Genomic DNA, 12,747 nt, shown 5'->3' on the forward strand with positions numbered 1-12,747 from the left:
GCAAGGCAGCCCTTTAGTGAAAGTGTGAGAGTGAGTGAGCCAGCAAACCAACAAAACGAGTAGTAGACTGAGCAGCGCGCAGATCGACTGGAGTGAGGGCCAACCTCACTCTAGCCTGTTTGACGATATCTACTTCAGTCAGCAAAGCGGCATTGCTGAAACTGAGCACGTCTTTATCAATGCCAACAACCTAACCGCGCGCTTTGCACAACAGAATCCTAGCCGTCCGTTTGTGATCGGTGAAACTGGCTTCGGCACAGGACTCAACTTTCTCAGCGCCCGCCAGCTGTGGCTGAATACGGCTCCGAAAGCCGCTCAACTGCACTTTGTAAGCTGCGAGAAGTACCCCCTAAGTGAGGCTGACCTTCGGCAGGCTCACCAACTCTTCTCAGATGATTCAGAGCTCGCTAGCGGTTGCGAGCAACTGCAAAAACTCTGGCCCAAGCCTTTAGGCGGATTTCACCGCTTGAGCTTAGACGGGGGCCGCATTCAACTTACGCTCCTGTACGGCGATGCGACACAGATGCTTAGCCAGCTCAACGCTCAGATAGACTGCTGGTTCCTCGATGGTTTCGCGCCTTCGAAGAATCCAGAGATGTGGCGCGACGAACTTTTTGCTCAACTAGGCCGGCTGAGCCATGCGGATACCACATTGGCCACCTTCACCTGTGCTGGGCTAGTGAAACGCGGGCTAAAAGCAGCGGGTTTCGAGATTCGAAAAATACCGGGCTATGGGCGTAAGCGCGAGATGCTCTGCGCTAACTTCACAGCCCCGCTCGATGCGCAGCCCAACCTCTCCAAACAGCAGCCCTGGCTCAAACGCCCACCAACACAGACACACCAGGGGCCAATAGCGGTCATTGGCGGCGGACTAAGCGGTGCAACCACAGCCTTCGCGCTCGCCCGACGTGGCTACAAGGTCGATCTCTATGAGCAGCATTCACAGATTGCCTCTGAAGGCTCAGGCAACCCACAGGGGGCACTCTACGCCAAGCTACCGGCAAAACCGACGCCACAAAGTCGACTGCACCTTGCCGGCCTTGCCTACTCAACACAGCTGCTGCGCGGCCTCAACTTGGATGATGGCGAGACGGCTCAGCTTTGCGGCTTGCTACAGTTGGTCTTGGACGATAAGGAGGCGAAGCGCTTCGAACAGCTATCTGATGAAGGCGCTTATCCCGCGGAGCTCATACAGGCAGTTACTCAGCAGGAGGCGTCTGAGCTTGCCGGTACGGAGTGCGGTGGACCAGCCCTACACTTCCCCGACTCGGGTTGGGTCTCACCAGCACGCTTTAGCCAAGCCCTGACTAATCATCCCAATATTCAGTTGAAGACACTGGAGCGGGTCGATCACCTTCAACCGACAGACTCAGGCTGGCAAATCGGAGCTTCAGATCTGCATTATCAGAGCGTTGTACTCTGTACAGCCTGGCGTACAGATCTAATCGACAACTGGCATGCACTGGGACTCAAACCCATACGCGGGCAAACCACTTGGGCTGCAACGAGTGCAAATGTATCTCTGAATAAAGTGGTCTGTGGCAAGGGCTACATATCACCGCCCCTCAATGATCAGTACTGTTTTGGTTCGAGCTTTGTGATTGGTGATACGAGCATTGATCTGCGCAACGAAGAGCATGAGCACAATCTACAAATACTGGAAGAGTCGCTACCACAGCTCGCCGAATCACTTAAACACCAGAGTCTCAGTGGCAAGGCGTCGCAGCGGGCGGGCAGTCGTGACTACATCCCGCTGGTTGGTGCTCTGTGTGATCAGCAAGCGTTGAAGAGTCGGTATAACGCGCTAAATGTCGATGCAAGAACGGAGTTTGAGGGTGACGCACCTTGGCTTTCTGGACTATATGTAAATCTAGGACATGGATCGAAAGGGCTGATCACCTGCCCACTCAGTGCAGAAGTGCTGGCCGCGCAGATCAATGCAGAGCCCTACCCGATTGAACAACAGCTAGTCGATATTTTATCACCACAGCGCTTTGCGATACGGGACCTAATCAGAAGCGAGGGATAATATGACACTCGTGGTATTTGACCGAGGTACGCGGATTAAAACGCCTGTCTCCAGCATATTTCCACCCCGTCGGGTTGAGGCGAGCAGCTCATCAGCAGCCGAGTCTGCCATTCCCTCAGGCCAGAACAGCCCCCGAGCCGAATATGAACAAGAGGTCTCCGATTTCGCTCAACTCGCTGATTCGGCTGAACATATCAGCGCCGAGTACAGAGCCGCTGCCAAAGCCTATAAAGCGAATGCCGATACTCAGAGCACAGAGAAGCCGAAGTTACTCGCCCGGCAGATCATGAGCTCGCCGGTTATTAGCTGTCAGATAGATAGTACCGTCGCCGCGGCCATTCGGCAGATGAAAAATGCGGGTGTGCACTACCTGGCCGTATTCGACCGCCAAGCGGAACTCACCGGCTTGGTTAACCGCCAAGAGTTGTTAATCAATCCGCGCCCCGCCGGTGCTCTAATTGAAGAGGCGATACAACAGCACTTCCTCGCCGCAACGCCCGATACACCGGTGATTCAGATCGCGTCGAATTTACTTGAGTATCAGTGTGGTGCAGTACTGGTTTTGGACGAGGAAGATCAGCTCAGTGGCATCATTACCCGCACCGACCTTATCCGATTGCTGATCAGCCAAGCTCAGGTCGAAGGCTGGGTGTAAGCTGCGCGAAAGCTGCTGTGTATGAGCGCTGTAGGAGGCTTGTGAGGCGAAGCCGAACGAGGCGAGCGCTACGCCTCGGCGGACTTGCCGCTAAAGAAGCGCGCGATTGCACCGAAGACGCGTTTGATTCCTCGCCACAGCTTAGGCAATAGCCAAACAAGCAGCAGGATAAAGAGTGCCAAACCGAGTAGGAACCAGACAGGATGGTTGAGCGCTACCCAGAGACCGCCGATAACGGCAATATCTTCGGCTACGGACGCGGTCCAGTTTGTTACAGGTTCAGGCGAGGTGTTGATCAGCACACGAGAACCCGATTTAAAGGCGTGTGAGCCGGCAGCGATCGAGCCGCCGACTAGTGCCGCGGCCAGCTCTGCTCCAGCGCCTATATCGCCCACCGCGCCTGCGGCAAGTATGGCGCCTGCCGGAATACGGATGAAGGTGTGTAAGCCATCCCAGCCGGTGTCGACACCGGGAACCTTGTCGGCAAAGAACTCGACACAGTACATAAACCCGGCAGCGATCATCACCATCGGATCAGCTAGTATCAGCAGGTCTGGAGGAAGCGTGATATTACCTGTGTTGGCCATCCAACCCAGCATAAAGACCGCTGCATAGAGGTTGATACCGCTGGCCCAAGCCACTCCCATAGAGAGCGCTAATAGGCTACTAATCTCGGCTAACTGGTCCATAAGTTACACTCCCTCTCGGTGAATCGAACGACACTGACATCAGCCGTTACTCCGCCTGCTGATTCTGCGCCTGTATCTTAGCTAGATCGGCAGCGGGGATGATTGTTGTAGTTTCAGTTGCGCTATCAAAAAGAATTAAGGCTTCGCCGGTCTCTAACTGCTGACGCACCTGCGCAACGCGCTCCTGCATTGTGATCTCCGTCTCGCCATAGTCAGTGCCATCACGGGTAACGAACTCTTCGATAAGGCCAGTGAGTGCGCCGGGCGAAAGAAAATTAGCAGGTACTATCATAGTCTGTCCCTAGGGCTGCAAACCCTGCTCCTGTAAAAATTGCAGAAAGGCGCTCTCGTCCATCACGGGAACGCCCAGTTGCTCTGCTTTAGTCAGTTTAGACCCGGCTCCGGGGCCCGCAACCACTTGATCGGTTTTAGCCGATACCGAGCCGCTCACTTTGGCTCCTAAGCCGAGCAGCAATTTCTTAGCATCGTTACGACCCATCGTTTCCAAGGTACCTGTTAGCACCCAGGTTTGACCTTCAAGCGGTGCATCCGCACTCTGCTCTGGCGGTGGGCTATCCCAATGCATTCCATAGTCGAGTAGCTGCTGCTCATACGCGCGTTGGGCTGCGACCCAGTTCGCATCGGCTAAACGCTCTAGCAACCCCTGACGCCCCTTGGCAGAGAGTTTGGGTACCGACATCAGAGTCTCAGCATCTGCTGCTAAGAGTGCATCGAGGCTACCGAAGTGACCAGCGAGCTGTTTAGCCCCTGTCGCTGCCACCGCCGGTATCTGCGCACTGACCAGTAACTGTTCAAAACTGATGCTGGCACGCAGCTTATTTGCGATCTCGCCACTCTGTTGCAGCTCAATGCCGGCAGCAAGCAGTTGGTCTAGCACCTGTGAGTTGTGCTCATCCTGCATAAAATTGGAGATTTCGTGCGCCACCTCCAGCCCAATGTCGGGCAGGGTGACCAGCAGGGCCGGCAGAGCTGCTCGAATACGCTGCAAAGAACCCAGCTGAGTCGCCAGCGTACGTGCTGTCTCTTCACCCACTTCAGGGATACCGAGCGCGTAGACAAACCGCTCCAGCGCAACATTGCGGCTCTCGCTTACCGCGGTTAACAAGTTAGTGGCGGAGAGCTCGGCGTAACCTTCAAGCTCCAGCACCTGCTCTTTCGTCAGTTTAAACAGGTCTGCCGGCGAACTGACGAGCTCGCGGTCGACCAACTGCTCAATCGCCTTCTCGCCTAGGCCGTCGATATCCATCGCCTTGCGCGACACAAAGTGAATCAGCGCCTGCTTAAGCTGAGCACTACAGGCAAGGCGTCCAACACAGCGATAGATCGACCCCTCAGTGACCTGCTCTGACCCTTTACCACGTTTGATCAATTGGGTGCGCTCAATATCGGAACCGCAGACCGGACACTGAGCTGGGACTGCAACCATCTCCTCAGCGCCTGTCCGACGCTCTGCGACTACTTTCACAACCTGAGGAATCACATCTCCGGCACGGCGAATCATCACCCAGTCACCTTTACGGGCGTCTAGACGGGCAATTTCATCCATATTGTGCAGCGTGGCGTTGCTGACGGTCACACCGCCAACAAAGACTGGTTCAAGACGCGCTACTGGGGTAACTGCGCCGGTACGACCCACCTGGAAATCGACATCGAGAAGCTGAGTAATCTCCTCTTGGGCAGGGAACTTATAGGCCGTTGCCCAACGCGGGTCGCGCGCACGAAAACCCAGTTCAGCCTGATACTCCCGTGAATCGAGTTTCAGCACGACGCCATCGATATCGTAAGGAAGTGAGTCGCGTTGTTGACCCAGACTTTCAATATACTGCTGAGTCGCTTCCAGCCCATGGCATAGCTGGAGTTGGTCAGAGATACGAATACCCCAGCTGCGGATCAGCTGTAAGGTTTCAAAATAGCTCTCGGGAAGCTCATCACTGACCACGCCAGTTCCGTAGCAACAGAACTCTAACGGACGTTGGGCCGTAATCGCCGGATCAAGCTGGCGCAGACTCCCGGCCGCTGCATTGCGCGGGTTCACAAACACCTTCTCACCACGCTCACGCGAGCGCTCATTCAACGCTTCGAAGCCGGCTTTGGGCATGTAGATCTCGCCGCGCACTTCCAAACGCTCAGGCCAGCCCTCACCCATCAAACGCAGTGGAACGTTCTGAATGGTACGTACGTTAAGGGTAATATCCTCACCCGTCGTACCGTCACCACGGGTTGCTGCGCGCACCAACAGACCCTGTTCATAGAGGATACTTACCGCTGCACCGTCGAGTTTGGGTTCGGCGCTGATACTCAGACTCCCCTCTTCACCCAGCCCCTCCTGCGCCTGGCGATAGAAGGCGGCCACATCCTCGGCGGAGAAGCGGTTGCTAAGGCTAAGCATAGCGACCTCATGCTTCACTTCGGCAAAACCTGTGTCTGGTTTCGCGCCAACGCGTTGAGTGGGTGAATCAGATGTAACTAACTCGGGATGTTCTGCTTCTAGCCCCTCTAACTCGCGATAGAGACGATCGTATTCGGCGTCTGTAACACTGGGGTCATCGAGGACGTAGTAGCGATAAGCGTGTTGATTGAGTTGCTCACGCAACGCTGCAATTTGGGTTGCTGGAGTGCTCATTAGTACTGGGCTCTTGCGACAAAGACACAGCCGCCTAGCGGCTGCGTCGTTTTGATCGCTGTTTTAGCTGGTAGGCACTGACGCGTTCGCGTAGATGCTCTTTAGTTTGGTTACGCAATACCGAGCGCTCACTATCAAGCAGCTCAGCATTCAAATTTTTAGCAAAGGTCTCTGCCGTTGCCAACATACACTCGTAGGCGTACATCGGATCACGCGCTTCGGCCAGCGACATAAACAGACTCACAGCTGGGGTCTGGTAGTCATCGATGGTATCCAGATCGAACTGACCGGTGTTTACCGCATCACTCATACTGAACTGGATCGGTGAGCGATCACTGGCGTCTTCAAAACGGTGGAACAGGTTCTGCTGCCCATACTCCATGCCACAGGCCTCAGCGAGAGCACGAACTGACTTGCCCGCTAGTGCAGCGCCCTTAGGTGCGACGACAAAGATTGCCAACGCTAGCTCGGGATCACTGAAATCGAGTTTGCGTGGCTGACGCTCACCGCTCACGGATTCGGCTTCGGGCGTACCTGACACCTCATCACTCTGATCTGCAGAAGAGGGTATCAGCGATTCGATATCATCAACCTCAGAGATTTCAGCCTCCTCAACTCGATCGAGCAGGGTGTCAAACAGGCTATCTGTTTGAGGCTGATCGGCATCTGCCTGAGCTTTGCTCTTCTTCGATTTGCGCGGTTTACGCTTGGCTGTCGGTTGCTGCTCCTGATGCTCGGGCTCAGCTTCAACTAGAGGCTCCAGTGCTGTTTCGGGCACCTGATTCGCCTCGTCGTCCGACTCCATATCGAGAATCTCATGAATGGGACGATCGAAATCTAGGTCAGGTATTGCAAAGAGGTCCTCCATCTCGCCAAGTTCTGGCTCAGGGCGTGCATCTTTGTTCGGTTCGCTCTGCTGTTCGGCCTCAGTTTCGACTTCTTGAGAGACCTCAGCGCTCTCCTCGACCTGCTGTTCTGCAGCTACCTCAGCAGTCTGAGTCTCCTCAGTAGCTTCAGTGCCTTGCGCCGGCTCGTCTGACGCGTTCTCGATTTCGGTCTCGGCCTGAGGCTCCTCGGCTTCTTGCAACTCTTCTTCAACTGCTGGAGCGGCTTCAATCTCTGTTTCGTCTGCTGGCTGCTCTACAACTTGCGAGTCGTCATCTGCAGTAGCCTCTGCATCAATCGCATCTACGTCAGGCTCTGAAGTGGATTCAATCTGGCTCTCGGACTCTGCATACGGGGCTGGCTGGGGCTCAGCAACGCTCTCATCAGTCGGAACAGGATCGGTCGCACTGAACGAAGCAGGCTCGAGTTCAGTGTCTTGGGTACCATCAAGCTGAGGTTGACCCGCGCTAAGATGAGCGCCACCAATAACGGGCTTACCTTCTGTCAGGCGTTTTGCTTCGGCTGGCGCCACATCGGCGACGCGCGGCTTGGAGATAAAGTCTCCGGTATCCGTTGGCGCAGACACTTCGCTACCATCGCGGCTAGCGGAGAGTCCAGAGAGCATGGAAGCTTCGCGATCGAGATCAGCATTCATCTCGGCGACGGCCGCATCGATCTCGGGAGAGTTAGGTAGTTCAGTCTCGGCGGCTGGGGGCAGGTCCTCATCGAGGTGCGATTTAACTCGCGCACCACCATTGGGCAGTTCGGGGTTGCGACCGTCCGCTTCGCCGATCCCTGACAGGGATGAATCAATATCCAATTTGAGGCGGCGTCGACGGCCGCTGATGCGGCGCCAACCATCAAACAGAATCAGTGCGACAAGTAGGGCTCCACCGAGGATTAACCACTCGCGAAGATCCATCAATAGCTATCCTTATTAGTTGTACGCGCGTTTAACTCTAACTTTACTCTACAACGTCGGATACTACCATCTCTAGCGGCGTTTCTAGCCCCTGAGTCGGTACCGGCTGAATCTCTACAATCAAATCACCTGGCTGGGGCGAAACATTTCCGCTTTTACTGATGCGTGCACTGACACTCACATGCTCATGGCTGCTCAAACGGTTTGAAGGTGCCATCGCCTGAGCATCGCTCAACTCCAAGCTTACCGGCAGATCCGCCAACGTCAGGCGTACCGCCGCTGCTGGCATTCCTCCCTCAAGCGAACGTGCAACCAGGAATACTGGGGTTTCGGGCGCAAACCCCTCTGTAACGCCCGGTGCTACCGATAGATTCACCGCAATTCGAGCCACTGCTGGCAGCTCGATATCACTTACATCTTCACCCCGCGCTGCCAGAGATTCGACTGCTCTCTGAACACCATTATGGATGGATGCAGCCGTGTCTGGATCAGCATTGATCAGCGCCTGTTGCCAGAACGCGATTGCAGCGCGGAAATCCTCTTTTTCAAACGCATCGGCTCCGAGTAGACCCAAAGCAGTAATTTCCAGCGGCTCAATCTCTAGTGTCGCCATCACCTGCTCACGCACCTCTGGACTCATACCGCCGGCTGCAAAATACATCGCCTGTGACAACTGCCCCATAACGGTCGCGTACTGCACATCTTCAGGCGAAAGCAGGCTGACCACGGTACGGTAGCCTTCCATCGCTTCCTGATAACGACCTTGCCCCATGTAGGTGGACGAAAGAATGTACCAACCCTCAGGGTTATTTGGATTGCGTTCAAGCTCTGTCTCTAGCTGCGCCAATGCCTCTTCGAAACTTGGCTCCCGTCCGTTGAACGGGTCAGCCGGGCGGTTCATCGCCAACTCCACCTCAGCGGAGCTGCCCAACTTCATATAGAGCCCTAGAGAGGCGACAGGGAGGAGCAGAGCAATAAGCACGACAGTCATCAGCTGCGCTTTCGACAGACTCTGCTGCTTCAAAGTCTGATGTTTACCATCCAAATCAATCAGCAGGTTCTTCTCGAGCTCGACTTTGAGTGAGTCAAACTCCTCTTGCGCCATAGAGCCACTCGCAAGCTCCTGTTCAAGCTCTGATAAGCGATCTCGGAAGACCTCTAAATTGTCTTGCTGACGCGCCTCAGACTGAGCGTTCGCCTCGGCATTTGCGCGGTAACGGATGACAGGGAGAAAAATAAACAGCAGCGCCAAAAGTGTTAGCGCGGCAATGCCAACCCAGAGAGTGATCATTACTTAGTATCCTTGTTCAGCAGCGCATCGAGTCGCGCGCGCTCCTGCTCCGTCAATTCAATATCTTTAGCACCGTGCTGTGCGCGGCGATTAGCCTTGCGCAGATAGACAATCAGCAAAATAACCACCAAACCCAGACCCAAGAGCAAGTATGGGCCATACCAGAGAAACCAAGTCTGCGAGTTCACCTTGGGGCGATACAGAACGAAGTCACCGTAGCGGGTCACCATAAAATCGATCACCTCGGTGTCCTGTGCGCCCGAATCAACCATGCGGTAAACCTCGCGACGCAGGTCTTTTGCAATCGGCGAGTCAGAATCTGCGATGTTTTGGTTCTGACACTTGGGGCAGCGGAGTTCAGCGGTCAATTCATGAAAGCGCTGCTCATCGGCAGAGTTTTTGAACTCATAGGTATCAATCGCAGCGAAGCTAAGCGTACTGAACAGCAACGAAAATAGCGCTAGAAATCGCATCAACTGGCGGCTCCCTCAACTTCCTGCATGATCGCCTGAAGCTGCTTCCAAACCTTGGCATCCACTGCACCAACATGACGGTAGCGAATCGTGCCATTGGCATCGATAACATAGGTTTCAGGGGCACCGTAGACTCCGAGATCCAAACCGAGACGCCCCTCTTTATCAAGAATCACTTCACGGTAGGGATTGAGGTAACGCTGCAGCCATGAGGTCGCTTTAACCGGCTCATCTTTGTAGTTGATACCGTAGATAACAACGCCTTGCTGAGCCAATTGGTTCAGGAAGGAGTGCTCCTCCTTACAGGTCGGACACCAGGTTGCCCAGACGTTAATCAGCGCAACCTCGCCCTTGAGGTCAGCCACGCTCAGTTGGCGATCGGGTTCGGTCAGCGAAGGAAGTTCGAATGCTGGCATAGGGCGATCGATCATGGCAGAGGGCAGCTCGCGCGGGTCGAGGTACAACCCCTTCCAAAGAAAGAAGCCCAACCCCAAAAACAGAGCCAAGGGAATTAAAAATAACGATTTACGCATTCGCGGGCTCCAGCCTCTGTTTATCACGGCGCGCCTGCTTACGATAGCGCGGGTCAGTCGCTGCCAACACTCCACCGAGGGTCATCAACAAGCCACCTAACCAGAGCCAGCGAACGTAGGGTTTAAACTGCAAGCGAATAGCCCAGGCACCATTCTCTAGCTCCTCACCCAAAGCAACATAAAGATCGCGGAACAGGCCCGGATCAAGATCAGCTTCCGTCATCACGATGCCACGGGCCGTATAGAGGCGCTTTTCAGGGTGCATCACGTCGTAGGGCTCGCCCTTGTAAAACACACGCAGTGTTCCTTTATCCGAGACAAAGTTAGGCCCCTCGTAATGCTCCGCCCCCTCGAATACAAAGGTGTAGTTGCCGACCTGCTCTTTATCGCCCGGTGCCATGCGTAGATCGCGCTGCTCGTCGAACGCCGAAACCATTGCAATGCCAACAGCTAGAACAGCTACGCCGAGGTGGGCCAGCTGCATACCGTAGTAACTGCGTGGCAGCTTACGCAAGTTCTCCCAAACCGAGGTGCTGCGTCGTCGAACACGATCTGCAACATCAGTCAGGGCCATAAACAGCAGCCAGAACGCCAAGATTACGCCCACATATGTCCCGACACTGCCCCCCTCGGTGCGGAAGGTGAGTGCCGCGGAACCGACCACTATTGCAGCGATAAAGGGAAGGATCAGTTGCTTAACTAGACTACCAAGATCCTGCCGGCGCCAACGTGTGACGGCGCCAATACCGAGGAAGAACATCAACAGCGCACCTACCGGAACCGTTAACGCGTTGAAGTATGGAGGTCCTACAGAGAGTTTGCCCAGCCCCATCGCATCGACGAACAGCGGGTAGAGCGTACCCAGAAGAACGGTGAAACAGATAACCGTGAGCAACACGTTATTCACCAGCAGCATCGTTTCTCGCGAAACCAGACTGAAGCTCGATTCGCTTTTAACCTCAGAGGCACGAATTGAGTAGAGCAACAGTGAGCCACCGATGGTAATCAGCAGCAACATCAGCAAGAAGAAACCACGCTCAGGGTCGGACGCAAACGCGTGAACGGAAGTCAGTACGCCTGACCGCACGAGGAATGTACCTAGGAGACTCAATGAGAATGCAAAGATCGCCAGCAAGACGGTCCAACTTTTGAACACACCACGCTTCTCTGTCACAGCCAAGCTATGCACCAACGCCGTACCCACCAACCAAGGCATTAGTGAGGCGTTCTCGACCGGATCCCAGAACCACCAGCCACCCCAGCCAAGCTCATAGTAAGCCCACCAGCTACCGAGCGCGATACCGAGTGTCAGAAATGCCCAGGCAATGTTTGTCCAAGGGCGCGACCAACGGGCCCACGCTGCGTCCAGTCGCCCACTCAGCAAAGCCGCAATAGCGAAAGCAAAGGAGACGGCAAATCCTACGTACCCCATGTAGAGCATTGGCGGATGTATTATCAGGCCAATATCCTGCAATAGTGGGTTGAGGTCAGCCCCCTGAGCGGGCGTGTCGACCAGCAGACGCTCGAACGGACTCGAGGTAAACAGCACAAACGCCATGAAACCTGTCAGTACAATACCTAGAACACCCAGCACGCGCCCAAGGATATCAGCCGGAAGATCGCGACTCTTCCAAGCTACTGCGACCGTCCAACCCGCCAGCGTAAGCACCCAGAGAAGCAACGAACCTTCATGGCCGCCCCAAACCGCACTGATTCGATAGAACCACGGCAGCGCGGTATTCGAGTTATTGGCAACATAACTCACACTGAAGTCATTAGTCAGAAAAGCGTAGGTTAGAATCACAAAGCTGATTGCGGTAAACGCAAAGATCCCGGAAGCGAGTGGCCTCGAGAAACTGATCCACAGCAGATTGCCCACCTGAGCACCCACCATCGGTATGATCGCTAGTAGCACGCTGAGGCAGAGTGCTAGCGCCAGCGCATAGGTTCCAAGTTCAGGTATCACTTGTTGAACTCCTGTCCTTCAGGTTTTGGCATCTTACCGGCTTTTTCCAAAGCTTCCGCAACCTCTGGCGGCATGTAGTTCTCATCGTGCTTTGCCAGCACCTCTACAGCCTGAAGCTTACCGTCGGAATCCATCTCACCCTGAGCCACTATGCCCTGCCCCTCACGGAAGAGGTCAGGCAGAATACCGGAGTAAACAATAGGAACAGAGTTCTCGAAATCGGTCACAGCGAATTCAACGCGCAGACTATTTGGGTCACGTATCACACTGCCATCGACAACCATGCCACCAGCACGGATACGGGTATTGAGGGGAGCCTCGCCGTTAGCGATCTGAGTCGGCGAGTAGAAAAGGTTAATATTTTGGCTCAGAGCATAGAGCGTGAGACCGATCGCTGTACCGGCACCGCCCAAGATAAATAGGACGATCATTAATCGCTTTTTACGTTTTGGATTCATGCGGATCCCTCCTCACGACGTAGACGACGGCGCAGCTCACGAATCACCTGTTTCGACTGCTGCATCGGCAACAGCAAGTTCATAACAATAATCAGCAGACCAAGCCCATAACAGAGCCAGACGTAGAGCCCGTGGCCGCCCATATTCAAGAAATCCGCAAAACTCTCAAACGCCATGATTTCCTACTTCCTATAAAGATTTA

At 54.7% G+C, this 12,747-nt stretch carries 12 protein-coding genes; 2 read left to right on the top strand and 10 right to left on the bottom strand.

Going from position 1 to position 12,747, the window contains the following annotated elements:
* Nucleotides 1–34: 34 nt before the first annotated feature.
* Complete coding sequence (gene mnmC, locus AC1WNR_RS13260) at nucleotides 35–2,029, top strand: bifunctional tRNA (5-methylaminomethyl-2-thiouridine)(34)-methyltransferase MnmC2/FAD-dependent 5-carboxymethylaminomethyl-2-thiouridine(34) oxidoreductase MnmC1 (RefSeq protein ID WP_481644970.1); 1,995 nt, start codon at nucleotides 35–37, stop codon at nucleotides 2,027–2,029.
* 1 nt (nucleotide 2,030) lies between these two features.
* Nucleotides 2,031–2,684, top strand: coding sequence for a CBS domain-containing protein (locus AC1WNR_RS13265; protein WP_481644971.1), 654 nt, complete (start codon nucleotides 2,031–2,033; stop codon nucleotides 2,682–2,684).
* A 68-nt stretch (nucleotides 2,685–2,752) separates the two neighbouring features.
* On the opposite strand, the gene AC1WNR_RS13270 is transcribed toward AC1WNR_RS13265, so the two are convergent.
* The 10 genes from AC1WNR_RS13270 to ccmD are packed head-to-tail and all read right to left on the bottom strand — an operon-like array spanning nucleotide 2,753 to nucleotide 12,721.
* A complete protein-coding gene (locus tag AC1WNR_RS13270; RefSeq protein ID WP_481644972.1) occupies nucleotides 2,753–3,373 on the bottom strand; it encodes a DUF4126 domain-containing protein in 621 nt (206 codons plus the stop codon).
* 46 nt (nucleotides 3,374–3,419) lie between these two features.
* Nucleotides 3,420–3,665, bottom strand: coding sequence for a YheU family protein (locus AC1WNR_RS13275; RefSeq protein WP_481644973.1), 246 nt, complete (start codon nucleotides 3,663–3,665; stop codon nucleotides 3,420–3,422).
* A 9-nt stretch (nucleotides 3,666–3,674) separates the two neighbouring features.
* Entirely contained in the window at nucleotides 3,675–6,017 is a 2,343-nt protein-coding gene (ligA, locus tag AC1WNR_RS13280) for an NAD-dependent DNA ligase LigA (protein ID WP_481644974.1), read from the bottom strand.
* A gap of 34 nt (nucleotides 6,018–6,051) precedes the next feature.
* Nucleotides 6,052–7,824: a cell division protein ZipA gene (locus AC1WNR_RS13285; RefSeq protein ID WP_481644975.1), complete on the bottom strand. Its 1,773-nt coding sequence runs from the start codon at nucleotides 7,822–7,824 to the stop codon at nucleotides 6,052–6,054.
* Nucleotides 7,825–7,867: 43 nt separating this feature from the next.
* Nucleotides 7,868–9,115, bottom strand: a complete 1,248-nt coding sequence (ccmI, locus tag AC1WNR_RS13290; RefSeq protein WP_481644976.1) for a c-type cytochrome biogenesis protein CcmI — start codon at nucleotides 9,113–9,115, stop codon at nucleotides 7,868–7,870.
* Entirely contained in the window at nucleotides 9,115–9,588 is a 474-nt protein-coding gene (locus tag AC1WNR_RS13295) for a cytochrome c-type biogenesis protein (protein WP_481644977.1), read from the bottom strand. Before AC1WNR_RS13295 ends, ccmI begins: the two co-directional genes overlap by 1 nt.
* Entirely contained in the window at nucleotides 9,588–10,121 is a 534-nt protein-coding gene (locus tag AC1WNR_RS13300; protein ID WP_481644978.1) for a DsbE family thiol:disulfide interchange protein, read from the bottom strand. Before AC1WNR_RS13300 ends, AC1WNR_RS13295 begins: the two co-directional genes overlap by 1 nt.
* Nucleotides 10,114–12,087 carry a heme lyase CcmF/NrfE family subunit gene (locus AC1WNR_RS13305; protein WP_481644979.1) on the bottom strand — a complete coding sequence of 658 codons (1,974 nt, stop codon included), beginning with the start codon at nucleotides 12,085–12,087 and terminating at the stop codon, nucleotides 10,114–10,116. The genes AC1WNR_RS13300 and AC1WNR_RS13305 overlap by 8 nt, the downstream gene beginning before the upstream one ends.
* Entirely contained in the window at nucleotides 12,084–12,545 is a 462-nt protein-coding gene (gene ccmE, locus AC1WNR_RS13310; protein WP_481644980.1) for a cytochrome c maturation protein CcmE, read from the bottom strand. Before ccmE ends, AC1WNR_RS13305 begins: the two co-directional genes overlap by 4 nt.
* On the bottom strand, nucleotides 12,542–12,721 hold the full coding sequence (ccmD, locus tag AC1WNR_RS13315; protein ID WP_481644981.1) for a heme exporter protein CcmD: 180 nt from the start codon (nucleotides 12,719–12,721) through the stop codon (nucleotides 12,542–12,544). Before ccmD ends, ccmE begins: the two co-directional genes overlap by 4 nt.
* Between the last annotated feature and the right edge of the window lie 26 nt (nucleotides 12,722–12,747).

It is taken from the genome of Marinobacterium marisflavi (genome assembly GCF_982447095.1).

What these genes read in the sequence shown, in the direction of transcription:
- AC1WNR_RS13265 (WP_481644971.1), top strand. Translation starts at nt 2,031, where the DNA reads ATGACACTCGTGGTATTTGACCGAGGTACGCGGATTAAAACGCCTGTC.
- AC1WNR_RS13270 (WP_481644972.1), bottom strand. Translation starts at nt 3,373, where the DNA reads ATGGACCAGTTAGCCGAGATTAGTAGCCTATTAGCGCTCTCTATGGGA.
- AC1WNR_RS13275 (WP_481644973.1), bottom strand. Translation starts at nt 3,665, where the DNA reads ATGATAGTACCTGCTAATTTTCTTTCGCCCGGCGCACTCACTGGCCTT.
- ligA (WP_481644974.1), bottom strand. Translation starts at nt 6,017, where the DNA reads ATGAGCACTCCAGCAACCCAAATTGCAGCGTTGCGTGAGCAACTCAAT.
- AC1WNR_RS13285 (WP_481644975.1), bottom strand. Translation starts at nt 7,824, where the DNA reads ATGGATCTTCGCGAGTGGTTAATCCTCGGTGGAGCCCTACTTGTCGCA.
- ccmI (WP_481644976.1), bottom strand. Translation starts at nt 9,115, where the DNA reads ATGATCACTCTCTGGGTTGGCATTGCCGCGCTAACACTTTTGGCGCTG.
- AC1WNR_RS13295 (WP_481644977.1), bottom strand. Translation starts at nt 9,588, where the DNA reads ATGCGATTTCTAGCGCTATTTTCGTTGCTGTTCAGTACGCTTAGCTTC.
- AC1WNR_RS13300 (WP_481644978.1), bottom strand. Translation starts at nt 10,121, where the DNA reads ATGCGTAAATCGTTATTTTTAATTCCCTTGGCTCTGTTTTTGGGGTTG.
- ccmE (WP_481644980.1), bottom strand. Translation starts at nt 12,545, where the DNA reads ATGAATCCAAAACGTAAAAAGCGATTAATGATCGTCCTATTTATCTTG.
- ccmD (WP_481644981.1), bottom strand. Translation starts at nt 12,721, where the DNA reads ATGGCGTTTGAGAGTTTTGCGGATTTCTTGAATATGGGCGGCCACGGG.